At 71.9% G+C, this 25,933-nt stretch carries 13 protein-coding genes; 7 read left to right on the plus strand and 6 right to left on the minus strand.

Translation table 11 applies throughout. The features are described from left to right. Nucleotides 1-176: 176 nt before the first annotated feature. Nucleotides 177-1,607 carry an alpha/beta hydrolase family protein gene (locus CLV40_RS30620; RefSeq protein WP_245931665.1) on the plus strand — a complete coding sequence of 477 codons (1,431 nt, stop codon included), beginning with the start codon at nt 177-179 and terminating at the stop codon, nt 1,605-1,607. A gap of 183 nt (nt 1,608-1,790) precedes the next feature. On the opposite strand, the gene CLV40_RS30625 is transcribed toward CLV40_RS30620, so the two are convergent. Continuing rightward, on the minus strand, nt 1,791-2,918 hold the full coding sequence (locus CLV40_RS30625; protein ID WP_245931666.1) for a Dyp-type peroxidase: 1,128 nt from the start codon (nt 2,916-2,918) through the stop codon (nt 1,791-1,793). A gap of 63 nt (nt 2,919-2,981) precedes the next feature. On the opposite strand from CLV40_RS30625, the gene CLV40_RS30630 reads away from it, so the two are divergent. After that, complete coding sequence (locus tag CLV40_RS30630) at nt 2,982-4,304, plus strand: right-handed parallel beta-helix repeat-containing protein (protein ID WP_104482494.1); 1,323 nt, start codon at nt 2,982-2,984, stop codon at nt 4,302-4,304. A gap of 1 nt (nt 4,305) precedes the next feature. On the opposite strand, the gene CLV40_RS30635 is transcribed toward CLV40_RS30630, so the two are convergent. Next, on the minus strand, nt 4,306-4,863 hold the full coding sequence (locus tag CLV40_RS30635; RefSeq protein ID WP_245931668.1) for a hypothetical protein: 558 nt from the start codon (nt 4,861-4,863) through the stop codon (nt 4,306-4,308). Between the two features lie 515 nt (nt 4,864-5,378). On the opposite strand from CLV40_RS30635, the gene CLV40_RS30640 reads away from it, so the two are divergent. Beyond that, nucleotides 5,379-7,691 carry an SdrD B-like domain-containing protein gene (locus CLV40_RS30640; RefSeq protein ID WP_245931669.1) on the plus strand — a complete coding sequence of 771 codons (2,313 nt, stop codon included), beginning with the start codon at nt 5,379-5,381 and terminating at the stop codon, nt 7,689-7,691. Between the two features lie 428 nt (nt 7,692-8,119). Then, nucleotides 8,120-8,614, plus strand: coding sequence for a hypothetical protein (locus tag CLV40_RS30645; RefSeq protein ID WP_104482496.1), 495 nt, complete (start codon nt 8,120-8,122; stop codon nt 8,612-8,614). 25 nt (nt 8,615-8,639) lie between these two features. On the opposite strand, the gene CLV40_RS30650 is transcribed toward CLV40_RS30645, so the two are convergent. Further along, nucleotides 8,640-9,320 carry a PH domain-containing protein gene (locus CLV40_RS30650; RefSeq protein ID WP_104482497.1) on the minus strand — a complete coding sequence of 227 codons (681 nt, stop codon included), beginning with the start codon at nt 9,318-9,320 and terminating at the stop codon, nt 8,640-8,642. A 131-nt stretch (nt 9,321-9,451) separates the two neighbouring features. Between CLV40_RS30650 and CLV40_RS38470 the strand changes: the two genes are divergently transcribed. The 3 genes from CLV40_RS38470 to CLV40_RS30665 are packed head-to-tail and all read left to right on the plus strand — an operon-like array spanning nt 9,452 to nt 11,753. Continuing rightward, nucleotides 9,452-9,631, plus strand: a complete 180-nt coding sequence (locus CLV40_RS38470; RefSeq protein WP_181043840.1) for a hypothetical protein — start codon at nt 9,452-9,454, stop codon at nt 9,629-9,631. Beyond that, the gene (locus CLV40_RS30660; protein WP_104482499.1) at nt 9,628-10,287 is read left to right on the plus strand and encodes an RNA polymerase sigma factor; all 660 of its coding nucleotides are present in this window, start codon (nt 9,628-9,630) and stop codon (nt 10,285-10,287) included. The genes CLV40_RS38470 and CLV40_RS30660 overlap by 4 nt, the downstream gene beginning before the upstream one ends. After that, a complete protein-coding gene (locus CLV40_RS30665; RefSeq protein WP_104482500.1) occupies nt 10,284-11,753 on the plus strand; it encodes a M48 family metallopeptidase in 1,470 nt (489 codons plus the stop codon). The genes CLV40_RS30660 and CLV40_RS30665 overlap by 4 nt, the downstream gene beginning before the upstream one ends. A 310-nt stretch (nt 11,754-12,063) precedes the next feature. Here CLV40_RS30665 and CLV40_RS30670 read toward each other — a convergent pair whose 3' ends face one another. The 3 genes from CLV40_RS30670 to CLV40_RS30685 all read right to left on the minus strand — a co-directional run bounded on the left by CLV40_RS30670 (nt 12,064) and on the right by CLV40_RS30685 (nt 25,926). Beyond that, entirely contained in the window at nt 12,064-13,344 is a 1,281-nt protein-coding gene (locus CLV40_RS30670; RefSeq protein WP_104482501.1) for a 3-deoxy-7-phosphoheptulonate synthase, read from the minus strand. Then, nucleotides 13,341-14,759 (minus strand): DHA2 family efflux MFS transporter permease subunit, encoded by a 1,419-nt coding sequence (locus CLV40_RS30675; protein ID WP_104482502.1) that lies wholly within the window; start codon nt 14,757-14,759, stop codon nt 13,341-13,343. The genes CLV40_RS30670 and CLV40_RS30675 overlap by 4 nt, the downstream gene beginning before the upstream one ends. A gap of 691 nt (nt 14,760-15,450) precedes the next feature. Continuing rightward, on the minus strand, nt 15,451-25,926 hold the full coding sequence (locus CLV40_RS30685) for a non-ribosomal peptide synthetase (protein WP_245931670.1): 10,476 nt from the start codon (nt 25,924-25,926) through the stop codon (nt 15,451-15,453). Nucleotides 25,927-25,933 lie beyond the last annotated feature (7 nt).

A 25,933-nucleotide genomic window follows, 5' to 3' on the forward strand; every position in this document is an offset into this window, starting at 1 on the left:
ATGAGCCCACCGTCTGACGGCGGCGGGCCGGATTGCGACCACGGGAGGAGGCCCGATACCTCCCGCGGTCGTAGTGCGACCGCCGATCCGGGAGGCTCGATTGCCACCGGAGGCGGCACGGGGAGCGCGTCCGGAGAGCGATGTGGCCGCACGCGTCCGGCGCTGAACATTGCCGGGTGACCGAGACAATCACTGGACTGAACCTGTCCGCGCTGGAAATCCTGACCTTGCTCAGCGCCGTCGTGCTGGTGGTGGCGCGCTGGCTGCCCGCCGCCGCGCGCCCACGCGTCACCATCGCGGCGGGGGTGGTGTTCCTGCTGTCCGCGGTCCTGCTCTGCGTGACGGGGATCCGCTGGCAGCTGCTGCCGGTGCTGGTGGGTGCGCTCGTCGCGGCGCCGTTCGCCGTCTTCCCGCTGGTGCGCGACCGCGCTCGGCGGGCCAGGTGGTGGCTGGCGTTGCCGGGGTCGGTGGTCTGCGTCGGCCTGATCACCACGGGGCCCGTGGCGGCGTGGGCGTTCCCCGTGCCCGTCTTCCCGGAGCTCACCGGCGGCTACGCGGTCGGCACCCGGGTGCTGCAGTGGACGGACCCGGACCGGCCCGAGACCTTCACCCCCGACCCGCAGGACCGGCGCACGGTCGTCGTGCAGCTCTGGTACCCCGCGCAGGCCAGCCCGGCGGACGTACCGCGTGCCCAGTACCTCGGGCGCACCGAGGACGAGGCGCGCATCGTCGCCGAGGCGCTCGCGGGCGGCGTCGGCCTGCCGGGGTTCCTGTTCGACGGTGTTCCGCGCGCCCGCACCCACGCCGTTCCCGACGCCCCGGTGGCGGGCGAGGGCGGGCGGTTCCCGATCGTGCTGTTCTCGCCGGGGTCCAGCGGGGTGCGCACCCAGAACACCGCGTGGGCGGAGGAACTCGCCAGCCACGGGTACGTGGTCGCCGCGCTCGACCACCCCTACGACTCCGCCGCCGTCGTGCTCGCCGACGGCCGGACGATCAGCACCGCGACCGTCTCCAGCGGCGACCGGGACGAGGACGACCGGCTGGCCGAGGACTGGACGGCGATCCGGGCCGCCGACCTCGGCTTCGCGCTGACCAAGCTGGAAAGCCTCGGCGCCGACCCGCTGGCCGGGCGCCTGGACACCGGCCGGGTCGCCGCGACCGGTCATTCGATGGGTGGTGCCGCCGCGCTCCAGGTGGCCAGGAAGGACCACCGGTTCGACGCCGTCATCGATCTGGACGGCTACCCGCGCGGGCCCCTGTCGCCTGACCTCGCCCAGCCGACGCTCGCGCTCACCCAGGCCATCACCTCGGAGAGCGATCCGCGGTACCTGCCCCAGCTCACCGAGGTGCTCACGCGCGGCACGGCGACGAACTACCGAGTCACGATTCCCGGCGCCGCGCACCTCACCTTCATGGACGGTCCCCTGTACCTGCCGCCGATGCCCTCGATCGTCGGCTCGCTGGGCCGCGCCGAAAGCCCGCGCGTCGTGGCCGCTGCGAGCCTCGCGTTCCTGGATTCGGTTCTGGGCAGGGGATCTGGCGACCTGACAGGCGCTCTGTCGAGCTATGGTGAGCTCAGCGTGTATCACGCCAGCAACGGCAACTGACTGGCCCCGGCTGACCTGGCCGCCATTGGCTCAAGGCTCGAACCTGCGCGAAAGAGCGGGGCTGAAGGTCGAGAGCCGCATACGAATCGAGTCCGGTGACACCGACAAGCTCCGACGCAGGCAACGAGACCGCAATCCAGCGGTGGCCAGGCGCGTGCCGTGAGGGGCTTGGTCGTGCGGGCGCTATCGAGGGTAGAGCGTAGTGCCGAGGGGGTGGGTCTGGTCGTATCCAGGGAGTATGAGGAATGTCGCGCTGGCGGTCGTGGTGGTGAAGGGCAGTAGCGCATCGTTGTTGTTCATGTGGACGAGGGTGTTGGTGAAGGTTCGGAGCGTGTTTTGGAAGCTGATGAAAAGTAGACCTGGAGCGGGGTCGTCGATGCTGTAGGAGCGGCGCAGCATCAGGCCGACACCCACGGCGGTCGAGTGGGCTCTGCGGGCGTGGGCGTCCGCGGGGATCAGGTAGCGGCCGTCCGGGGTCTTGGCGTTGAGGTTCGGGTCGGTGGCCGTGGTGCCGCCGGAGAGTGGTTCGCCGGTGGCGCGGCGGCGGCCGAAGATCGCTTCCTGGGCGGCGACCGGCAATGCCGCGAACCGCGGGAGGTCCAGTTCCATGCGGCGGAGTACGGCGATGGTGGCGCGTGCCACTTGAGGTGGGCCTGCCAGCCAGAGGTCCCGCTGTTGTTGGGCGGGTGCGTGCGGGCCGACTATGCCGTCGATGAAGCCGAACGGGTTTCGAGGGGCCGTGCGGTCTTGGTCCACCGGGACGGTCGAGCCGCGGTGGGCGGACTGGCGCCAGCGTTCCTGTACGCGGTCGCCTGCCTGGGCCAGCAGCGCGGTGGCGGCGATCGCGGGGACAACCGCGTCACTGGCGCAGACCTGCACCAGCAGGTCGCCGCCGCGGGCCTGGGGAGTGATCCGTTCGCGGGGGAACTCCGGGAGGTCGTCCGCGCCGGGCAGGGCAGGGTCGGTCAGGCGCACGAGGCGGGGGCCGATGCCGACGGTCACGGTGAGGTCGCCCGGTGACAGGCCGAGCAATCGCGTGTCGGTTCCCGCAGTCAGCGCGCGGATGGCCTCTCCCCATTCGGCCAGGAGCGGGCCGACGGGTACGTCGTCGCCGACATCGAGCACCACGGCCAGCAGGTTGGGCTGAGCTTCGCGAGGGATTGTGATGCCCGCTTGGAAAGGGCCCGTCGGCGCGATCGTGATAGGAGAGTCCGACCGGTCGCTATTCGGATCGCATGCGGCGACAAACCCGGCGGACAACGCGGTGGCGCCGAGAAAGGCGCGACGTGATGGTTGTGCGGCGCGGCCCACCGGTGGAGAGTGCCACATTCGACCCGTCGCGGGCGAATCCGTTGGTCGTGCCACACTGGGGGTATGCCTCGTTTCGGTCTTGCCGTGGTGTTGGCGGTTCCGGTTCTCGCATTGACGGGTTGCGGTGGGGACCAAGGATCAGGCATTGACAAGCGGCCGGACGGGGCGAACGCGACCATCCGGGTTCCCGCCGACGCGCCGACGGTTTCCGCGGCGGTGGCGCTGGCCCGGCCCGGGGATCTCGTGTTGGTCGCGCCGGGTGTGTATCGCGAGTCGGTCAAGGTCGGTACGGAACGCGTCACCGTTCGCGGGGAGTCCCGGGACGGGGTTGTCGTCGACGGGCAGTTGCGGCAGGCGAACGGGATTGTCGTGACCGCGCCCGGGGTGGCCGTGGAGAACCTGACCGTGCGGAACAACACGCAGAACGGGGTCCTGGTCACCGGATCGGCGAAGGCCGCGGCCGAGTCGCCCGGGGACGGCGGCTACGACACCGGAGACGAACCGGTCGCTCTCTTGAAGTCGTTCCTGGTCTCCCACGTGACCGCGACGCGCAACGGGTTGTACGGCATATACGCGTTCTCCGCCCAGGATGGAGTCATCGAGCACTCGTACGCGTCGGGCTCCCCCGACTCGGGGATCTACGTGGGGCAGTGCAAGCCCTGCCGCATCGTGGTTCGGGACAACGTCGCCGAGCTGAACGCGGTCGGGTACGAGGGCACCAACGCCAGCGGCGACATGTACGTCGTCGGCAACCGCTTCGTCGGCAACCGGGTGGGGCTCACCACGAACTCCGACCACCAGGAGAAGCTGCTCCCGCAGCGGGGCGCGCTCATCGCGGGCAACCTGGTCTCGGCGAACCAGCAGGCCGCGACGCCGGAACAGGCCGACGGCGGTTGGGGTGTCGGCATCGGGGTGGATGGCGGCAGCGAGAACACGTTCGTCCGCAACCGGGTCGCGGGCAACACCAACGCCGGGCTGGTGATCACCGCGACGGCCGACATACCGCCCAACGACAACCAGGTCACGGACAACGCGTTCACGGACAACGGCGTCGACGTCGGCTGGACCTTCCCCACCGCCACTCGTGGACGGGGCAACTGCCTGCGCGGCAACGACCTCGCGACGACGGCGCCCGCTCGGCTGGTCGAGACCGCGGCCTGTCCGGCCGCCGAGCAATCACCTTCCGCCACCTGGGTGACGCCGAAGCCGCCTCCGGGCATCCCCTTCACCGACGTCGCCGCGCCCGCCTCGCAGCCGCAGTTCCCGAACGCCACCACCACCGGTCCGACCGTCGTCCCGCCGACCCCCGCGCTGCCGGACGTCGCGAGTGTCCCGCTGCCGTCGGCGTCCCTGCTCTCCGATCGCGCGTTGGTGCGGATGTCCTGAACTACGGCGTCGGGGTGACTCCGGGGGCAGGCCGAACCGGGACGTACGCCCGGTTGTCGAAGTCGATGACCACCGGCTGCGTCTCGGACTCCACGTCCGCCCGCACCCGGTGCGTGGTGCCGTCCGAGTCCACCCAGTAGCGCACGTTGCCCGCGGTGCCGGGTTTGCCGCGCGCGCCCGGTCCGGCCATGACGTCCACCTGTCGGTCACCCACCTGGTCGTGGCCGATCCAGCTGGCACCGTTCTGCGGCAGCAGTTCCGCGTTGTCCGGCCGGTCGCTGCCGAGGCTGAGCGCGATGCGCAGCGCGCTGTCCAGCGCACTGCCGGAAGTACTCAGTGGGCGGTTGTGCCAGCCCGATCCCGGCGGTGCGGCGGGCGCCTCCGCCGGGGCGTCCGCCATCGGGTGGATGAAGACGGCGGTGGTGCTCCACTGGATCAATCCGTCGCTCGAGGTGTCGCGTCCGGTGCCGCGCACGACCCCGTAGCCGAGTCCGGCGCGGTAGTCGACGGATCCGGTGATGACCAATCCGCCTGCCGTGGTCGGCACGGCGATTGTCACCGCGCGACCTCCCATTTGGTAGTTGAGAAACCGAGTGATCGCAAGCCGATTTGCCTCACCGGCCGTCAACGGTCGTGAACCACTCGGCGTAGAACGTGAACCAACGGTCAAGAATACGACCGTACCAACCATCGCAATGACCGCGACACCGATGGTGACCAGCGTCGACCACCGGTGTCGCGAGAGCCGCTGCCGAACTCGGATGCTCCGCACACCGCATGACGTTAACAGGCTGTGGAATTCACCCGCACGATTCACCCGATCGCCAGCACACGAAGAGACGCCATTCTGGTTGTCTGTGTCGGTTCGCGACGACTTCCACAAGGGGGAGAGCGATGACCCGGGCAACCTCGGCGTTTGTGGGCAGACCGGCGCGGGCAGGATCAGCGGTTCTGTTACTCGCCTGTAGTGCGATGGTCGGTATCACCACCGGAACAGCAGCCGCGGCGGCGGACGGCACCTTGACCGTCCAGGTATTACGAGACTTTTTCGGGACCGGTGTCATCAACGCGACCATGGATGTGCCGCAGCGGGGCATAAAGGTCGATGTCACCGACCCAGCGGGCCATCGCGTCAACGGCAGCACCGACGCGACCGGAAAGGTCGTGGTGCCGCCGTCCACCGTTCTCGTCGGCGGCCACTACCGCGTCGACGTCACCATTCCGGCGCCGTACCGCGACTACCTGCGCGCCGCGCCCGCTTCGACGGCGACCAACCACTTCGACAGCTTCACCACCTTCGTGGACGTGTCCGACGGCAAGGACGACTCGGTGATCACCGGGGTCTGGAACGCCGCCGACTACACCCTGCCGGACTCCCGGTACTTCATCCCGGTCCAGAACGGGCCGAGCGGGACGAACACCCGGGCGCTGGTGGCGTTCGGGGTGGACACGCGGGGCACGTGTCCCGCCGACGTCGCGTGCCCGACCAACCTCGCCACCCAGGCCCAGGTCGGGACGACGTTCGGGGTGGCCTACGACAAGGACCGGCACCGGCTGTTCCAGAGCGCGTTCGCCCGGCGGCACACCCTCTACGGGCCCGACGGCGGCGACGCGATCCACTCCGTGCCGCTCGACGGCGGCGCGCCGAGCCTCTTCGCCAAGGTGCCGGGGGCCGCGGTGACGCCGCACGACACCGCCGACCTGAACAAGGACGGTGGGTTCACCGGCGCGCCCGGCAAGGAGAGCATCGGCGGCCTGGCCTTGTCCGAGGACGGTTCCGCGCTGTACGCCGTGAACCTGCTGACGCGGACGCTGGTCACCTTCGACGCAAGGAGCAATGCGGTCGCGGCGCCGCGGGCCGTGGCGCCGATCCCGGACCCGGGCTGCGCGGCGCTCACCGACTGGCGGCCGTTCTCCGTCACCGCGCACGACCGCACCCTGTACGTCGGCGGGGTGTGCAGCGCGGAAAGCACGCAGGACCGCGCGGACCTGAAAGCCGTGGTCTACGCCTACAACGGCTCGCAGTTCACCACGGTGCTGACCCAGCCGCTCGACTTCGAGCGCGGCGAGGTCCTCGTCGGGACTCCCCCGGGCGCGCAGGGCAGGCACTGGAACCCGTGGAACACCGATCTGTCCACCTGGGACAAGCACGACGCGAACGGCGGCGGCGCGATGATCGATCCGCAGCCGCAACTGGCGAGCCTGGCGTTCGCGCGGGACGGGTCGATGATCCTCGGCTTCCGCGACCGGTTCATGGACGTGGTGGCCTGGGGCGCGCTGGACCCGCGGCCGGGCAACAACAGCGTGGAGAACGGGTTCTCCGGTGGTGACATCACCATGGCCTGCGCCAAGCCCGCTGGCGGGTACGCCTGGGAGGGCACCGGGGATTGCCCGAACCACGCGAGCAACACCGACAACGGACAAGAAGGCCCCGGCGTCGTCGAGTACTTCGCGGGCGACTACTTCGCCCCGCAGGGTCCCACGACCCGCGGGCCGCACCAGGAGACCGCGCAGGGTTCGGTCGCGTACATCCCGCGGCAGCAGTGGGTCGTCAGCACGCAGATGGACCCGACGATCCACGTCAGCACCGGCGGAACCGGCTATTACGACGTCAAGACCGGGCAGGGGCCCGGCAACAACGGCCCCGCCAACGCCTACGAGTTCGTCACCTTGAACCAGAGCGGCTTCGGCAAGTCGGGCGGGCTCGGCGCCATCGCCTACCAGACCGCGAACGCCCCCATCCAGATCGGCAACCTGGTGTGGTTCGACGGCGACCACAACGGTGTCCAGGACCCCGGGGACGTGCGGCTGCCGGGCGCGACGATCAACCTGCTGGACGCCGACGGCAAACAGGTCGCCACGACCAAGACCGACGCGGCGGGCGAGTACTACTTCGGTGGCGTGGGCGCGGCCTACGAGCTGACGCGGGGGGCGAAGTACACGGTGCAGTTCACTGTCTGCACGGCGAACACGGACAAGGTCGCCGGGCGACCGGCCGCTGCCGACCTGCGGTTCACCCTTCCACTGGTCGGGGACGACCGCGTGCACGACTCCAACGTGACCCCGCCCACCACCGGACAGCTGTGCAGCGGGTCCGGGCCCGTCACGGCGCCGGGCGAACCCGGCGAGGTCGACCACACCATTGACGCCGGGGTCTACGTACCGCAGCCTTCGCCGACGACGTCATCGACCACGCCCTCGCCGACGACGACGAGCGTGTCGCTGCCGACGTCGAGCAGCCCGGTGCCTGGCGACAAGCAGTCCGGATCCCTGGCCACCACGGGCGTCTCGGGCCTGCCGTGGCTGGTCGGACTCGGTGTCCTCGCACTCGGCGCGGGCTCGGCACTCGCCTTCGCGAGCCGGAGGCGTCGCGTCAAGGGGGAATGAGCCGAAAGGCTGGTGGTTGGCACAGGCCCCGCCCTCCACGTGGGGGGCGGGGCCGCTCGGCCGCGCCGAGAACGACGACGGTTTCCCATTCGCCCTCTCGTGGGCGATTCGGGTCTCGCCAGGAGTTCTGTCCCGCATCGAGTCGATGAAGATGTTCGCCGCGCCAGCGACCCGACAGGGCAACGTTGATGACCGCGCCGAAGGGGACGAGCACGGCGTTTCGGAAGCGGGAGAACCGGACAAACAGGACATTCACCAGAGCCGCCGACTCACTGGCTTCGCAGTGGGGCGGGCTCAAGGCGTACAATGAGGCGACTCCGGGCTCGGTCGCGCACTGGACCACATGGGCACCAAGGTGGTCAAGGAGGGAACGAAGCCCGTCAATGACACCCTCAACCCCGATTCGGTTGCGCGACATCCGTTGGGGAGTGGCCAGCGCCGTCGGTGTCCTCTTCTTCTTCGCCGGGATCTGGGTGTTCACGGCGGTCGAAAGTCGAACCGGCCTCACCACCAACGCCTTGTCCGTTGCCCGAACCGGTTCCGCCGAGGTGCGGTCGTGCTCGGCCGATCCGCTCCGCCTCTGGCTGACTTCGGTCTGTGACGCGCAGGTGCGCTGGGCGGGCGAGAGCACCACCGTGGCCAGGCGGGTCCACTCGACTCATCCGTTGAGCGGGACGGTCGAGGTCCAGTTGCGCAACGAGGGGCACAGTCGGAACGGCGGCAGGAGCGGCCGCACGGTCGTGGCGGCGGACTACCCGCACCACCAGGACGGGGCGCTGTACTTCGTCGTGATGACGGGCATCTGCGGCGGCGGCTTGGCGCTCGGCATCGTGTTGGGGAGCCTGCTGTCGAAGCTGTTGCCTCCCCGCCGCCCGGAGAGGCTTCGTTTGCGGCCCTTGCGGAGGCTGCGCCGGAAACGCTGAGCATCGGGGTCCTCAATGGACAACCTCAGCCGCGGCGCAGGGACATCAGCAAGCCGTACACGACCACGCCCGCGCACGCACCGATGGCCCACACCATGGTGACCACTCCCGCTCTGCCGTCGACCACCGGTACGACGAACGCGACGAGCGCGGCCATAACCGCCAGTGCGCCCAAGATGAGGTACAGCCACCTCGCGCGTTCTCGCCACGATCGGCGCGGGGCCGGGTCGCAGTGGGCTTGGATCACCGCCACCAACGACTCGGCGGCGTCGGTCGTCGCGTCGAAGATGACCCTGCGGCCGGTGCGGAGGTGGATTTCCGCCTCCAGCGGGGAGCCGGTGTACCTGGCGAACGGGTCCGGTACCCGGTTGCGGCGGACGCGGACGAACGCGATGTCCTCCCACCGCCAATGGCATGTTCCGCGCCGGCCGGTGTAGGCGATTCCCCTGGCGTGCACCGCGAACCGCTCGTCGTTCCCGCCGCGCACCGCGCGCACCAGTGAGCGGACGCCGGTGGCCAGTCCGGCGCAGCCGAACAGCATCACCAGTTCGGTGACGGAGCCGTACACCCCGTTGATCGACAACGTGAAGCCGATTCCGAAACCGAGGCTGCTCAGGACGGTGAGCGTCACCCCGAGGCGGCGTCGGCCCGGGTTGTCGTTGTAGTGGGTGGTCACCAGGGTGCCCAGGTCGGTGCGGGAGAGCATCCGGCGCCTCCCCGGGGAAGTCGGTTCCTGGACTAAAGATTCCGCCGTGTGGCAGCTGTTCCCTGTGCGAGTATCGGCGAACCGCGCCGACGCTATCGGACAGGGGGTGCCCCGTGCTAGATCCATACGCGGTGACGGTGGTGCTGGCGGTTGTGGCCCAGGTGGTGGCGGCGTGGTCGCGGGCCGCTCGGGAGCGGGAGCGGACGCGGGCCGCCGTCGTGGTCGCCGCGGCCCGCGCCGCGCGGCCGGTGGTGGTGCTGGACCGGCGGCGCGGCAGCGTGTTGGTCGTGCGGGCGGGTGGTGACCGGTGACCTCACCGCGGGAGCGGTCGTTCGAGGAGTTCTTCGTCGAGTCGCTGCCCCGGGTGCTGGCCCGGGCGCTGGTGATCTCGGTGAACCGGCACGACGCCGAGGACGCCGTGCAGGACGCCTACGCCCAGGCGCTGCTCCGGTGGGGCCGGCTCAGCGGCTACGACGAGCCGGAGGCCTGGCTGCACCGCGTGGTGCGCCAGCGGTTGTGGAAGACCTCGGCCCGGTGGCGGCGGCTCTCGCTCGACACGGTCGAACTGCGGGCGTGGCGGGCGACCAGCGGCGACCCCGAGCAGGCCGTGCTGGTCGAGGCCGTGTTGGCGGCGGTCGCCGCGTTGCCCGCGCGGCAGCGGCAGCTGGTGGTGATGCAGTGCCTGCACGGCATGTCCCAGCGCGAGATCGCCGAGGAGTTGGGGATCCGGCCCGGCACCGTCGCGGCGGCGGTGTTCAACGCGCGCAAGTCGCTGCGCGAGTCACTCGGAACCGTGCGGGAGCAGGAGCTGCTCGACCGCCTGGCGCCGGCGCAGGTGCTCGCGCACGCCGTCGACCGGGAGCCCGTCGAGGCCGTGCTGGAGGCCACCGCCGAGTGGCTCGCCCGCTGCGTCGCCGCGCACGGCACGGGCGTGGCGCGGATCCGGCGCAACGTGGGGGTGCGGTGATCCTCGTCGCCGCCGTCCTGGCCTTGGCGCTGCTGACCGGCTTCTACCTGCTGGTCGCCGGGATCGTGTGGTTCTACCTCAGGATGCTGCACATTCTCGTGTCCTCACCGCGCGTCATGGAAACCCTGGACTGGAGCGGCTACCTGCAACTGGGCATCCTCGGATTCGCCTTGGCCGTCATGGTGCGCAGCGTGATCACTGCCAGCGGCCCACCCGCGGCCCGGCCGGACTCCGTCGCGGTGTCGGAGGAGCAGGCGCCGGGGCTGTGGGTACTGGTTCGTGGGGTGACCGCGCGGTTCGGCATCGCGGCACCGGCCGAGATCCGGCTCACCGGGGAGCCCAACGCGGCGGTGAGCGAGCGGGCCCGGCTGCTGGGCCTCCTGCGCGGGCCGCGGACGCTGTACCTGGGCGTGCCGTTGCTGGTCGGGCTGACCACCGACGAGTTGCGCGCGGTGCTGTGCCACGAGTTCGGCCACTGCGCTCGAGGGCACACCCGGCTCAGCGCCGTCACCTACCGGGGCCACGCGGCGATCGGCGCCGTCCGGCGGGACTTGATCGACCGGACCAAGGTCGCGCCGTGGCTCTACGGGTTCGCCTTCCTCCTGGTGCGCGGCCTGCTCGCGCTCTACGCCCTCGGCTACGACCTGGTCTCGCTCGCCGTGCGCAGGCGGCAGGAAGTCGACGCGGACCGGGCCGCGGCCGCGGTCACCGGCGCGACCGTGCTCGCCGACGCGCTGCGGTCGGCCGACGCCACCGCGGTCGCCTGGGCGGACTTCCGGGCCCGGTTCGTCGCCCCCGCCGCCCGGCGGGCCGTGCTCCCGGTCGAGGAGTTCAGCCCGTTCGGCGCGATGCTCGCCGACCCCGGGTACCGCGAGCGGGTCGCCCGCCGCCGCGCGAACCCGCCGGAGGGCGGCGGGTGGCGCGACTCCCACCCGCCGCTGCGCCGCAGGCTGGACCGGCTTGCCCGCCTGCCCGGCTCGCCGGTCCGACCGCCGGAGGATCCTGGGGAGCTGCTGGCCGATCCGGCCGCCCTTCTGCCGTCGGTGACGCCCAGGGCCACTCGACCGGCGAGGCGGCTGGAGTGGCGGGAGTGGCTTGACGACATCGCGGAGCACCACGCGCGCGCCGCCGCGGCGATGGCGCCGGTCGAGCCGGTCACCCTGGCTTCGGTGCTCGAGCTGGTGGCAGGCGGTTCGCGCGTGTCGTTCGACGCGGTGTATGCCGCTGTCGGTCAAGCGCTGGTCGCGGCGGGCACGGCTAGGTGGAGTGTGCCGTGGAACGGCACTCGTGCTCTGGTTGACGCCGACGAGATCACCGAATTGGTTCGTCTGGCGGTGGATGACCGCACTGTGGTGCCGAGGCTTCGGGAAGCCCTGGTGGCCGCGGGTGTTGATGACGTGCTCACGCGTCAGCCGACGGACACGCTGACCCGGCCACGCGGCGCGCTCCCCGGGCAGGCTGTGTGACGCCGGGCGAGAAGCGGGTCAAGTTGGTGTGGCGGGTGCCTACGAGTCGGCCTGGTCAGTGCAGACGACCAGCGCTGCTGCCTTTGCCTGGCGGAGATACTCCGACGGGTCGTTGTCGTAGTTGGCGCATGCCGTTTGCCAGGGGGCGAATGCTTGCTGGATATCCGCGACGGTGTGCGTGTGCGGGCCGACACCACCGTGTTGGACTGTGGTGCGAGCGTCGTTGGTCCAGACTAGGTCGAGTCCGCGCAGGTGCTCGAGGGTGCCCGTCGGCGTCGGGCACCCTCGTTTCGGTTTTCTTCATAGGCGCTCAGGACAGGCGGTCGAGGAAATGGGCGATCACCGCCACGGATTGTTCCGGGTTGAGTCTTGGGTCGCAAGTGGAGCGGTAGTCCGGGAAGGATGGTTCGGCGTCTTGGGGTGAGACGCACTCGGTGACGGGGTCCGGGGTGAGTTCCAGGTGCAGGCCCGAGGGGCGCAGTCGCAGTCCACTGAGGACTTTCACGAACGTGGCGACCTCGGTCAGGATGTCCTCGACGAGGCGCGTTTTGGTACCCGCGATCTTGAGGCCGTTGCCGTGCATGGGGTCGCATAGCCATACGACGGGGGTGCCGTGCCTGGCAACGGCTTTGGCCACTCCGGGAAGCAGTCGGTCGACTTCGCCCGCGCCGTAGCGGGTGATGAGGCAGAGCTTGCCGGGTAGGCCTTCGGGGTTGAGCGCCCGGGTCAGCGCCACGACGTCGTCGGGGGTGGCGGTGGGGCCGATCTTGACTCCGATCGGGTTGCGCAGTCCGGCCGCCAGCGCCACGTGCGCGCCGGGCAGGGCGCGGGTTCGCTCGCCGATCCAGCCGAAGTGGGTTGAGGTGGTGAAGGGGCCTTGGGCGCCCGCGCGTACCAGTGGCCGTTCGTAGGGCAGGAGGAGGAGTTCGTGGGCTACGTGGACGCGCTCCGCCGGGGGTTTGCCCCTTGACGCCCGGCGGACCTCGCGCAGGACGGCTTGGGCGCTGTCGTAGGCGGCGCGGAGGCGGCGCGGGTTCGGTACGCGTTGGGGTGGTTCGGGTTCGGGGGCGTTGACCGCGTCGCCGCAGTAGGCGACCATGCGCAGGCCGGGGTCGGTCGGGGACGGTTCGTAGGGGGAGGAACGCGGTTTGCCGTATTGGCCCGCGAGTCGGCCGACGGCCACGCTGGGCAGGCCGCTGGCGGCGCGCATCATGGCGGCCAAGCCCTGCAGGTAGTCCACCTTGCGGCGGACGAGGTCGGGTACGGCTTCGTGCAACCGCTCGGCGCAGTCGCCGCCTTGCAGCACCAGCGCGTCGCCGCGGGCGACCAGGGTCATGGCGCCGGCCAGGTCGTCGACTTCCGCTTCGGTGGTCAGGCCGGGTAGTTCGGCCAGTTCGGCTTCCACGTCGTCGACTTCGAACTGGTGCGGCCACGGCGGTTGCTGCGCGGCTGGGCGGGCGGAGACTGCGGTCAGCAAGGCCGTGACCGCGGTGTCCCGGCGTACTGGGAAGGCGGCGTCCGGCGGTTCGCAGCAGCAGAGACTTTCGCGGACGGCCGCGCCGCCACGCGCGGGGCTGTCGTGGTGGATCATCGTTGTGCTCCTTCCGTGGCTTGGGCAGCAGGCGGGTTTTGTCGTGGCCGGGGTAGGCGGGTGGCGGCCAGGGCCGCGAGGACGGTCGCGGCGAGCACCCACCAGAAGGTGTCGGCGAACGCGGCGGCGGTGTCGGGGCCGCGGGCGGTGAAGCGGGTCTGCAGGACCAAGGCCAGGGCGGCGGTGCCGACGGAGCCGCCGAGGGTGTTGAGCAGGCTCAGTGCCCCCGCGGCACGCGGGATCTGGGCGGGGGCGACGGCGCGGTAGGCCATGGTCATGACCGGGGCGCCGATCATCGCCGCGCCCAGGCCGCGGAGCAGCAGGGAGGCGGCGATGGCGGCGTCGGGGATGTCGTTGGCCAGTTGGGTGAACACGGCCGTGCCGAGGGCGACCAGGACGATGCCGCTCAGCACGAGCGTGCGGGGCGCGATGCGGTGCACGACCCGGCTGACCCACAGCGAACCGACGGCGGCGCCGATGCCCTGGGGGGCGAGCAGGAGCCCGGTCTGCCACGCGGTTTGGCCGTCGGCGCGTTGCAGGTACAGGGGGAGCAGGAACATGGTGCCGAACACGGAGGCGCCCAGGACCAGCAGCGCCATCGCCGCGACGCCGAGCGGTGGGCGGGTGAACAGGCGCGGGTCGATCAGGGGGACGCCCTTGGTGCGGAGGCCGTGCACGACGAAGGCCGCGAGCATGCCCGCGCCCACGGCGATCGCGATGGGCGGGACCGGGCCGTGGCCCAGGCCGGTCAGACCGTAGACGAGGACGGCGAGTCCGGGTGAGAGGAGGGCGGCGCCGCGTAGGTCGAAGGGGGTGCGGTGGTCGGCGGGCGGGCCGGTGGGGACGCACCGGCGGACGAGGAGGAGGGCGACCGCGCCGATGGGGAGGTTGACGCAGAACAGCCAGGGCCAGGGGGCGACGGCGAGGATGGCGCCGCCCGCGAGTGGGCCGAGGACCGGGGACAGGAGGGGGATCACGGCGACGACGCTGATCACACGGCCGATGCGGTCCGGGCCCGCGGTTCGGGCGAGGAGGGCTTGGCCGAGGGGTGGTAGCAGTCCGCCCGCGGCACCCTGCAGGACGCGGAAGGCGATGAGGCTGGGGAGGGACCAGGCCAGTGCGCAGAGCAGGGAGGCGAGCAGGAAGACCGCGATGGCGGCGGTCCAGGCGCGCCTGCCGCCTGTGCGGTCGGCTAGCCAGCCGGAGGCTGGGACGGCGGCGACTACGGCGAGCAGGTAGGCGGTGCTGACCCATTGGATGTCGGTGACGGAGACGGCGAACCGGTCGACCAGGACGTCCATGGCCACGGAGACGATGGTGGTGTCGAGTGTCGCCATGAAGGTGCCGAGCACCAGGACGAACGCGGTCCGCCACAACGCCCGGTCGACGGTGGGGCGCGCCGCGTCGGTGCTCATGTGGACTCCCGTGGCAGGCGGTTGGTGAGCGGGGCGGGTCGCGCTGGTGGAGCGGGGCGGTGCGGGTTGGTGGTGAGGGGCCTGGGACGGGGCGCGCCAGCGCAACTCGCGGTGGCGCTCGTGTGGTCCCTGCCCGGCGAGCGGGCGATGTGCTTGTTGGACTGGGTGAGAGGGGCGGTGTGCCGGAGGTTGATGGCCGGGGCGGGACCCCTGGTCTGGAGACCAGGCCTACCGGTGCGGCTCGCGTGGTCTCCGCGCGGCAGGCGGTCGAAGTGCTTGTTGGGCTGGGTGGATTGGGCTCGTGGGGCGGTGTGCCGGAGGTTGTTGGCGGAGGTGGAAGGCCCGGCCTGGGACGCGCGAGGGGCGGCGTGCTGGGGGTTGATTGCGTTGGCGTCGGCGGGGTGCGGGGTCTGACCTGGAGTTGGAACACGCTGGTCCGATTCGCGGCGGGTGCTCGTGTGGTCTTCACCCTGCGGCTGCTCGATGTCTTTGTTGAGCTGGGTGGGCGACGGGTGTGGAGCTGTGCGCTGGAGGCCGGCTATGACGACGGGGCGGGGATACAGGCCTACGGCCGGAGCGGTGTGGCCCGCACCGGTGCTCGCGTTGTCGCGGGCCGGGTCAGGCTGGGCGCGCGGGAGACCGGTGGCGATGGGGTCTTCCTGGGGCAAGAGCACCCGCCCCGTGTCGGGGCTCATGTGGTCTCCCCCAGCAGTCGGTCGGTGGGCTCGTCGAGGAGGGTGGGTAGGGCGCGCAGGGTGTGTTGGAGGTCGGTGGCGATGGCGTTGAGCTCGCCTGGGTCGAAGAGTCCGGCTTGGGGGGAGAGCACGGCCGTCCAGCCCGCGTCGGTGGGGACGACGGTGAGGGTGAGTGGGTGGTGGGTGCGTTCGCGGAAGCGGGTGTCGGTGACGGTTAGACCGGGGGCTGGTTCACGTAGGCGGGTTGGGTCTACCGGGTAGTTCTCGAAGACGAGGAGGGTGTCGAAGAGGCGCTCTCGGGCGGTGAGTGTGGTGAGTTCGGGTATCCCGATGTGCTGGTGTTCGACCATCGCCTGTTGGCGTGACTGGGCGTCGGCCAGTGCTTCCGCGACGGTTCCTTGGAGGTGGACGCGGACCGGGACGGTGTTGGCCAGCAAGCCGAGGATGTCCTCCACGCCCGCCACCTCGGGTGTGCGGCAGGCGACCATGGTGCCGAAGGTGACGTCGCGACGGCCTGAGCGGGTGGCGAGGATCGCTGCCCACGCTCCCTGGAGCATGGTGTTGGGGGTCAGTCCCCGGGCCGTGGCCGCGGTGGTGAGGGCGGCGACGGTGTGGGTGGGGACGGTGAACAGGACCGGGTCGGCGGCGGCGACGGTGGAGCGCCTGCCGTGCAGGAGGTGGTCGCCTTCGGGGAGGTCCAGGAGTTCGGTGCGCCAGGCGCGCAGGTCGGTGGTGTGGTCGTGGGCGGCCAGCCATCGGGTGTAGTGGGAGAAGGGGGTGGGGACGGGTAGGTCGGTTTCGGTGTAGTGGGCGAACAGTTCGGTGAGGATGCGCGGGGCTGACCAGCCGTCGGAGAGGAGGTGGTGGGTGGTCAGTACCAGGTCGTGGTGGTTGGGGCCTCGGTGGAGGACGGTGATTCGGAAGAGGGGGCCGGTGGCGAGGTTGAACGGTTCAGCCAGGAGTTCGGCCAGGACCCGGTCTCGTTCGATGTCGTCGACGTCGCGGGTGGTGAAGTCGGGCTCGGGCTGGGTGGGGATGACTTGGACGGCGTGGCCGGGTGGGAACACCGCGCCCAGGTTGGGGTGGCGGGTAAGGAGGTGTGTGCCCGCCGCGCGGAGGGCAGGCAGGTTGAGGGGGCCGTTGAGGGTGAAGACGCCTTGGACGGTGTAGGGGTCGGTGCCTGTGCGTGCTTGGTCGAGCATGAGTTCTTGCAGCGGGGTCAGGGGGAGGATTTCGCCGTCGGGGGTGTCGGTGGTGAGCGCGTGGAGTTCGTGGGCGAAGCGCTCCCCCAGTTCGCCGATCCGGGCGGGGGTGAACAGGGCCGCGGGCCAGGTGAAGCGGACGCCCAGCTCGTTGTCGCGGAGGATGGCGTTCACCATGAGCGCGTGCGGTAGCGGTAGGTCAACGCCGCCGGAGCCGAGGGGGTCGGCGTCCGGCGGGGGCTGCCAGGCGGTTTCCTCGGTGGGCGCGGCGGGGAAGCGGCCGAGGTAGTTCCAGCTGACGTCGGGGTGGCGCACGAGGTCGTCGCCCAGGATGCCGTGGCCGAGGCCGTCGCCCGCGGCGCGCAGGTGTTCGCGAACGGCGCGCAGGGCGGGGGCGGTGCCCGCGGGCGGGTGGATGCGGGCCGGGTGCACGGCGGTGAACCAGCCGACGGTCTGCGACAGGTCGGCCGGACCGGAGAAGTCGGGCCGGTGAGCTGGGCGGCCGTGGCCCTCGAGGGCGACGAGCAGGTCGGGGGCGGTGCCGCGCCAGGCGGCGATCGCGCGGGCGAGGGCGGTGAGCAGGACGGTGTCGGGGGTGGTGCGGTAGGCGGCGGGGAGGGTGGTGACCGCGGCGCGGGTGGTGGCCGGGTCGATCCGGACGTGGTGGTGGCGGGCGGTTGCCGCGGTGTCGCGGGTCGAGTCGAGTGCGGGGAGCGGGCACACGGGGGTGGCGGCGACGCGGTGCCAGTGGGCGCGTTCGCTTTGGCGGGCGGGGGCGGCTTCGCGCAGGGCTGTGGCCCAGCCGAGCAGGGATAGGCCGTGGCGGGGTAGGGGGGCGCCTGCGTGGGCTTGGGCTAGGTCGTCGATCAGGATTCGCCAGGACACGGCGTCGACGACGAGGTGGTGGGCGACGAGGATGAGCCTGCCGAGGCGGTTTGGTCCGGCGTCGATCCAGATCGCGCGCAGGAGTGGGCCGGTGCGGGGGTTCATCTCGGCGCGGGCGCGGGTGATGTGCGCACGGGCGAGTGCGCCGAGGTCGACGGCGGCGGAGAACAGGTCGGCAGTGCTCGCCTGCCCGGACTCGGGAGAGTGCGGTGGCTGATTCGCTGCGGCGCCGGCGATGTGCTCCCAAGCCGGAGCAGCAGAGGCATCGACAGGGGGCGCCGAGGTGGACGCATCCGCGCCAGTCGCCACACTCGCCTCAGGAGCGTCCACTACCGGTCCCGTGGACGGGTCGACCGCTCCGTGGGCGATGTGCTCCTGAGCCGCAGCACTGGAGGCATCAGCGGGGGACGCCGTGGCGAACACGGTGGTGGCGGCGGGGGTGGTCTGTGCGTCCGGGGCGGATACCACGGTGAGGATGTCTGTGCTGGTAACGGCTCCCGCCGCGGGGATGCGTAGTACTAGGCCCGCCTTGGTGTCGGCCAAGTGGGCGCGTAGGGCGTCGTGGCGGGTTAGGAGGGCGTTTAGAGTTTGGTGCCATTCGGTGGTGGTGCTGGGGGGTACGCAGATTTGGACCCATTGGCAGAAGGTGTCCGCGGGGCCGCGTTGGAGTAGGGATCGCATTAGTGGGGTCAGGGGGGCGTCGCCTACTGCTGGGCTGTCTTGTGTGGACTCTGCGGTGTGGCAGCGGGCGGCTATTCCGGCGATTGTGCCGCCTTCGAATACGTCGCGGGCGGTGAGGGTCAGGCCTGCTCGGCGGGCTCTGGAGACTACTCGTAGGGAGACGATGCTGTCGCCGCCGATGTCCAGGAAGGAGTCGTCCAGGTGGACGTTGCCCAGTACTTCGCGGAAGACGGCCAGCAGCGCGGTTTCGGCGGGAGTGGCTGGTTCCCTGGACTCGGTGGAGGTGCGTGGGGCCGGGTCGGGGAGGGCGTCGCGGTTGAGTTTGCCGGTGGGGCCCAGGGGTAGGTGGTCGACCAGGACGAAGGCTGTGGGGACCATGTGGTCGGGGAGGTCGGTGCTCAGGTGTTCGCGTAGTGATGCCGAGTCGGGGGCGGTGTCGTCGGTGGGCAGGATGTAGCCGACCAACCTGCCCTCGCGGACGATTACGGCGCACGCGCGGACATTGGGGTGTCTGCTGAGGACGGTCTCGATCTCGGACAGCTCGATGCGGAAGCCGCGTACCTTGACCTGGTGGTCGGTGCGGCCCAGGAACACCAGTTGGCCGTCGGGGCGCCAGCGGACGAGGTCGCCGGTGCGGTAGCAGCGGGAACCGGGCGGGCCGAAGGGGTCGGCGACGAAGCGTTCGGCGGTGAGGGTGGGGCGGTTGACGTAGCCTCGGGCCAGTTTGGGGCCGCCCAGGTACAGCTCGCCCGCGACGCCGACGCCAACCGGTTGCAGGCCCGCGTCGAGGACGTAGGCGCGGACCTGGGGGTCGGGGCGGCCGATCGGGAGGGGGCCCGGGTCGTCGGGGCGGTAGCGCCACGTGACGGAGTTGATGGTGACCTCGGTGGGGCCGTAGGCGTTGAACAGCGCGCGGCGGTTTCCCCAGCGGTGGGCCAGTTCGGGGTCCAAGCGCTCGGCGCCGATCATGACGAGGACGTCGCGGTCGACCGGGGTGTCGTCGGGGATCGCGGCGACGAAGGACGGCAGCAGGTTCACCCCGGTGACCCGGTGCTCGACGATGTAGTCGAGCAGTTCGTCGCCGGGGACGCGGGCTTCCTCGGGGGCGATGACGGAGGTGCCGCCGGAGAGCAGGGGCAGCATGAACTGCCAGAAGGCCACGTCGAAGCTGGTCGAGGCGAAGTGCAGGTAGCGTTCGCGGGCGCGGATGCCGACGACGTCCTCTTGCAGGGTGACCAGGCTGGGCAGGCCGCGGTGCGGGATGGCGACGCCCTTGGGCTTGCCGGTGGTACCGGAGGTGTAGATGACGTAGGCGATGGAGTCGTCGGTGATGCGGCGCCGGGCGGCGACCGGGTCCGAGTCCCAAGTGGACGTACCGGCGATGGTGGTGGGGTCGATGACCGGCGCGTCGACCGGGATTGCCCGCGAGTCGGGGGTGGCGATCACGGCGGCGGGAGCGATGTCCTCGACCATGTACCGCAGTCGGTCGACGGGGTAGGTCGGGTCCATCGGGACGTGCACGGCACCGGCCTTGAACACGCCGAACAGGGCGACGACCATCTCGATGTCGCGGGTGAGCAGCACCGCGACGGGGTCCTGCGGGCGCACGCCCCCCGCGATCAGGGCGTGGGCGAGGCGGTTGGCGCGGCGGTCGAGTTCGGCGTAGGTGAGGGTGCGGTCGCGGCACACGACGGCCTCCGCGTCGGGGCTGCGGCGCACCCACCGGTCGAACTCCGCCAGGCAGCCCGCCACCGGCCTGCTCGGCTCGGGCCCCTCCCCCATGGCGAGCATCGCCCGGTGTTCGGCGGCGTCGAGGGCGCGCAGCCTGGCGACGGGTCGGTTCGGGTCGGTGACGATCTCCGCGAGGAGAGTGCGCAGCCAACGGCCGTAGCCGCGCACGGTGTCCTCGTCGAAGACGCCCGGCTGGTAGCCGAGGCCGACGACGATCTCGTCCCCCGGAATCACGATCACGGTCAGCGGGTAGTGCGTCGCGTCGGTGATGTCCACGCCCACCAGGTCCAGGCCGGGGGCGAGGGTGGTGCGGTTCCTGCTGGAGAGCGGGAAGTTCTCCATCACCAGCATGGTGTCGAACAGCTCACCCAGCCCCGCCGCGCGCTGTACGTCGGGCAGCCCGACGTGGTGGTGCTCGACCAGGGCGGCGCTCTCGGCCTGCACCCGCGCGAGCACGGAGGTGGCGGTCTCGGCCGCCGCGGCGCGCACGCGCACCGCGATGGTGTTGCCGAGTTGGCCGATGACGCGTTCGACGCCGTCGAGTTCGGCGGGCCTGCCGGAGACCGGGCAACCGAACACCACGTCGTCGCGCCCGGTGAGCCTGCCGAGCAGCACGCCCCACGCGGTCTGGAACACGGTCGTGGTGGTCACGCCTTGCTCCCGGGCGAACGCGCGCAGCTGTCCGCTGAACTCCGCGCCCAGGTTGACGATCACGCGCTCCGGACGGGCCACTTCGGACACCGCGGCGGGAGGCGCCAGTCGGGTGCCTGCCTCGAGGCCGGTCAAAGCGGTACGCCACGCCGCCAAGCCCGCGGTGTGGTCGCGACCGGCCAGCAGGCGGTGGTAGTCGGTCAGGGAAGGCCCGGTCGGGGCGGCGGGGCCGCCGCCGAGTTCGGCGTAGGTCGCCAGGAGGGTCCGGCCGACCAGTGGCATGGACCAGCCGTCGAGCAGGGCGTGGTGGTTGGTGATGACCAGGCGGTGCTCGTCGGGGCCGAGGGTGCACAGCAGGAAGCGCACCAGCGGCGGGGCGGCGGGGTCGAAGGGGCGTTCCAGGTCGGCGCGGCAGTGCTCGGCGAGGAGTCGGGCGCGCTCGTCCGGGGTGTGCCCGGTCAGGTCGACGCGCCGCCAGTCGAGGGTGACCTCGGCGGGGATGACCTGGACGACCTCCCCTCCGGTGGTGGTGTGCAGGTGGACGCGCAGCGCGGGGTGCCTGCGCAGCAGCTCGTGGGTGGCCGCGCGCATCCGGTCGGGGTCGAGGGCGCCGCGCAGCAGGGTCAGTGCCTGCACGACGTAGACGTCGGTGTCCTGGTCGCCGCGGACCTGGGTGTGGAAGGCCAATCCGACCTGGAGGGGCGTGGCGGGCAGGACGTCGAGCACCCGGCCGTGCCGCTCGAGTTCGTCGATGGCGTCCTGGTCGAGAGCGACCAGCGGCAGGTCGGACGGGGTGAGCCCGCCGCCGTGCTCGGCGTGCGCGGCGAGGGCGCCGAGCGCCCGCTCCCACGCGTGCCGCAGGTCGGCGAGCGCCTCCGGGGTGACGACGAGCCCGGCGGCGGTCCACTCGACGGCGATGCGCGGCCGGGTGCCCTCGCGGACGAAGCAGTTGAGGGCGAGTACCTGTTCCAGCGACTTGGTCGCGGGTTCGATGACGGCGAACGGGTCGTCGTCGGGCAGCCGCCACCCGCCGTCGGGCACCGGGGCGAAGCGGCCGAGGTAGTTGAGCAGCACGTCCGGCGGCGGGACCGCGGCGAACTCCGCGCGGGTCTCGGGATCGAGGTGGCGCAGCACGCCGTGGCCGATGCCGTGGTCGGGAACCGCGCGCTTGGCCTCCTTGACCGCGCGCACCAACCGCCCGGCGGCCTGACCGCCGGCGAGCGCGTCGGCCAAGTCCTCGGACGAGCGCACGGCGTCGGCGGGGAGGCGCAAGGGGTGTTCGGCGGTGAACCAGCCGACCGTGCGGGCGAGGTCGAGCCCGGAGTGGTCCCGACCGTGCCCCTCGACGGTGACGGTCACCGCGTCGCGTTCGTCGCCGCGCCACAGCCGCAGGGCGAGGACGAGCGCGGCGAGCAGCACCTCGTCGGAGCCCGCGCGGTAGGCGTTGGGCAGTCCACTGAGGACGGCCGCGCTCGCTTCCGGCGAGGCGACGGTGGTGGTGCGGTACGCGGTGGCCGTGGTGTCGAGAGCCTGGTCCAGCGGACGGGTGCCGACGCGGAAGTCGTCGCGGGCGGCACGCCAGTGGTCGATCTCCGCCCGGCGGGCACCGGTGGCGCCCTGCGCGGCGAGCCGGAGCGCGTGTCCGCGCCACGAGGTGCCTACGGGCGAGAGTTGTTCACCCGCGCAAGCGGCGCGCAAGTCCGCGAGCAGCACCCGCCACGACACGCCGTCGACGGAGAGGTGGTGGATCACGACCACGACCTCGTCCGGCGCGCCCGGCGGCGTGCGCAGCAGCGCCACCCGCACGACCTCGCCCGCGGCCGGGTCGAGTTCGGCGGCCAACGCGGCCGCCGAAGCTGCCGCGTCGTCCCCTTCGGACTCGACGACCTCGGGCCCCGAGAGCCCCGGCGGAGGCACGAGCAGTTCACCGGATGACGAGACCCGCAAGCGCAAGGCGTCGTGGTGGTCGACCAGCGCGCGGACGCCCCGGGCGAGGTCCGCGAGGGTCAGGAACTCGTTGACGCGCAACGCCGTCCACTGCGCATACCCCGCGATCGACGTGTGGTCGGGGTGCGGGTCGAGCAGCGCGCGCACGATGGGTGGCGCGGGCACCGGCCCGGTCGGCTCGTCGACCTCGACCACTCGCGCCTCGTCGAGGTCGCGCCCGGCGGCGGCCAGCGCGGCGAAGCTGCCGCGGCCGAGGAGGTCGCGGGGACGCAGGTCGACGCCGTGTGCGCGCAGCCTGCTGCTGACGCCGATCGCGGTGATGCTGTCGCCGCCGACAGCGAAGAAGTCGTCGTCCGGGCTGACCTGTTCCGCCCCGACGACTTCAGCGACGGCGGCGCACAGCAGCCGTTCCCGCTCCGTGCGCGGAGCACGTCCACCGCTCGCCGAGCGGGGAGCGGGCAGCGCCGTGCGATCGAGCTTTCCGTTGGTGGTCACGGGAAGCGCGTCCAGCACGACCACGGCCGTGGGCACCAGGTGATCGGGCACCCGCTCCGCCAATTCCGCGCGGACCCGGTCCGGGTCGAGCGTGGTCAGCGCGGCGGGGACGACGTAGCCCACGAGCCGGGGCGCACCGGTGTCGGTGCGCACGGCCGCCGCTGCGGCCCCCACCCCGGGGAGTGCGCCCAACGCGGCCTCGACCTCGCCGAGTTCGACCCGGTGGCCCCGAACCTTGACCTGCCCGTCGCGGCGGCCCAGGTACGCCAGACCCCGGCCCGGTACCCAGCGGGCCAGGTCGCCGGTGCGGTACATCCGGTCGCCGGGGGCGCCGAACGGGTCGGCGAGGAACCGCTCGGCGGTGGCGCCGGGCCGGTCGAGGTAGCCGCGCGCCAGGTGCGGGCCCGCCAGGTACAACTCCCCCGCACTGCCCGGCGGCACCACGCGCAGCGCGTTGTCCAGCAGGTAGACGCGGGTTCCGGGGACCGGGAACCCGATCACCGGGTCGCCGCCGTCGAGCCAGGCGCCCACACTGTCCACAGTGGCCTCTGTCGGCCCGTAGAGGTTGCGTGCGGCTATGCCGGACGCGGCCACCCGACGCCACAGCGCGGGCGGCGCGGCCTCCCCACCGAGGATGAGCAACACCGGTCGATGGGGGCCGTCGAGCAGTCCCGCGTCCACCAAGGGAGCGGCCATCGACGGCGTGGTGTCGACGACGTCGATGCCATCACGCGTCAGCGCGGAGACCAACGCGGTCGCGTCGCGTGCCGTGTCGGCGTCGTAGACGTGCAGTTCGTGCCCGCACAGCAACCACAGCAGCTGGTCGAGCGCGGAGTCGAAGGCGAACGAGTACGTGTGCGCTGCCCGCAGCCGCCGTCCCGCCGCCCGCGTGGCGCGGGTCACCGTGGTGGACCGGTGGTGGTGCACGAGCGAGGCCAGACCGCCGACCCGCCCCAGCACGCCCTTGGGGGTGCCGGTGGAACCGGAGGTGAAGATGACATAGGCGAGGTGGTCGGGATGCCGAGGCGCCGACAGCTCCTCAGTGGACAACGGAGCGCCCGACAACGCGGCCAGTTCGGCGCGAACCTCCGGCGCGTCGAGCACCAGGCGCGGCACCTCCGGCGGCACCACGTCGACGGTGGCCGCCGAGGCGAGCGCGAGCACCGCACCCGCCTCGGTGACCGTCGCGCGCAGCCGCGGCGCCGGGTGCTCGATGTCGAGCGGGAGGAACGCGGCGCCCGCCTCCAGCACCGCCAGCAAGGCGACGACGAGGTCAGCAGACCGGTCCAGCGGCAGCGCGACCACGTCGTCGGCACCGACACCGCGCGCCCGCAGCGCCCGCGCCAGCCTGCGCACCTCGACGACCAACTCCTCGACGCTCAGCCGCCGCGCCCCGCACACCAATACCGTCTGTCCACAGTGGTCGACGAGCAGATCGGCCAACAGACCGGGCACATCGCGCGGCACCCCCGGCACGGCCTCGACTCGCCACGCGTCGAGCAGCGCCACCAAGTCCTCGGGCCCGACCAGCTCGACCCGCCCGACCACGGGCGCGTCCGAGTCCGTCAGGCCCCGGATCAGCGCGCACAACGCGTCCAGCCTGCGGTCGACACCCGCCTGGTCGTGGGTGCGGGCGTCGACCTCGAAGCCCAGCAGCACCCCACCATCACCAGTGGGCAGCACGCTCAGCCCCATGTCCTCCGGCGGTCCGCCCGCGACGTTGCGCATGGTCCCGGTGGACCCGGCGAAATCGATCGCGAGGTCGAACGCCTTGAGGTTCACCCCGCGCCCGTGCAGCAACGCTCCCGCGCCGGGCACGGCCAGGTCGCGGGGCAGGTCCTCGCCGCGGTAGCGCTGGTGCGCGCGCATTTCCCGCATCGCCGTGGCCACCCGCGCGGTCAGCTCAGCCAGCCCGTCGCCGCCGAACACCTTGACCCGCAGGGGAAGCACGTTGACCGCCATGGCCGGTGTGCGCAGCGCGGACCCGAACCGGCACATCAACGGCAGCGCGAACACCACGTCGTCACGGCCCAGCACCCGGTGCAGGAACGCGGCGTAGCAGGCGATGAGCGCCTCACCCCACGTCGCGCCAACGCTCTCCGCGACCTCGCGCAGCCGGTTGAGGTCGGCGGTGGGCAACACGGTCCGAGCGGTGACCGTGCGCTCGGGAAGCCCGGTTCCCCCCGCGATGTCGTCGAGGTCGGGCAACGGGGTGAACCGCGCGCGCCAGTACGCCCGGTCCTGTGCGGCCCGCTCGCTCGCGAGGTAGGCGCGGTCGGCGGCCACTACGTCGGCGAACCGGCCGAACGGAGACGGCGCAGGCAGGCTCCCGCTCACCAGAGCTGTGTAGTGGGCCGCGGTGCGACGGGCCAGCATGGCCGCGGTGTAGCCGTCGAACACCAAGTGGTGGCCCAGCTGCGTGAACCACACCTCCCGGTCGGTCAGGCGCAGCACCGTGTGCGAGAACAGCGGGCGTTCCACCATCTCCCGGCACGCCTCGGCCACCCGGCGGCGCTCCGAGTCGACCAGCGCGTGCGCGGCGGCCACCGGGTCCGGCGCGCCGCGCAGGTCGACCACCTCCGGCAGCGGCACCGGCTCGGCGGAGATCTCCTGGCGCGGTCCGTCCGGGGTGGTGAACACCCGCAACCGCAGGCTGTCCGCCTCCTCGGTGGTCGCGCGGATCGCCGCGCGCAGCGCCTCGACGTCCACCGGGCCACCGCCGCCGATCTCCAGCACGTCACCGACGACGTAGTACGGCGAGTCCGGCTCCAGGCGCTGCGCGTCCCAGATGCCGCGCTGGGCGCGGGTCAGTTCCCAGGACGTCTCGGGTGAGCAGGCCGACTCGGACCGGGTGCCGGGGTGGGCGTGGGCTGTGCTCAACGCGATC

Origin of the sequence: Actinokineospora auranticolor (assembly GCF_002934265.1) — a bacterium.
In the GTDB taxonomy this organism is placed as follows: domain Bacteria; phylum Actinomycetota; class Actinomycetes; order Mycobacteriales; family Pseudonocardiaceae; genus Actinokineospora; species Actinokineospora auranticolor.

Coding starts and splice junctions, on each gene's coding strand:
- CLV40_RS30650 (WP_104482497.1), bottom strand. CDS start 9,320: ATGCTCTCCCGCACCGACCTGGGCACCCTGGTGACCACCCACTACAAC.
- CLV40_RS30630 (WP_104482494.1), top strand. CDS start 2,982: ATGCCTCGTTTCGGTCTTGCCGTGGTGTTGGCGGTTCCGGTTCTCGCA.
- CLV40_RS30670 (WP_104482501.1), bottom strand. CDS start 13,344: ATGATCCACCACGACAGCCCCGCGCGTGGCGGCGCGGCCGTCCGCGAA.
- CLV40_RS30640 (WP_245931669.1), top strand. CDS start 5,379: ATGGATGTGCCGCAGCGGGGCATAAAGGTCGATGTCACCGACCCAGCG.
- CLV40_RS30675 (WP_104482502.1), bottom strand. CDS start 14,759: ATGAGCACCGACGCGGCGCGCCCCACCGTCGACCGGGCGTTGTGGCGG.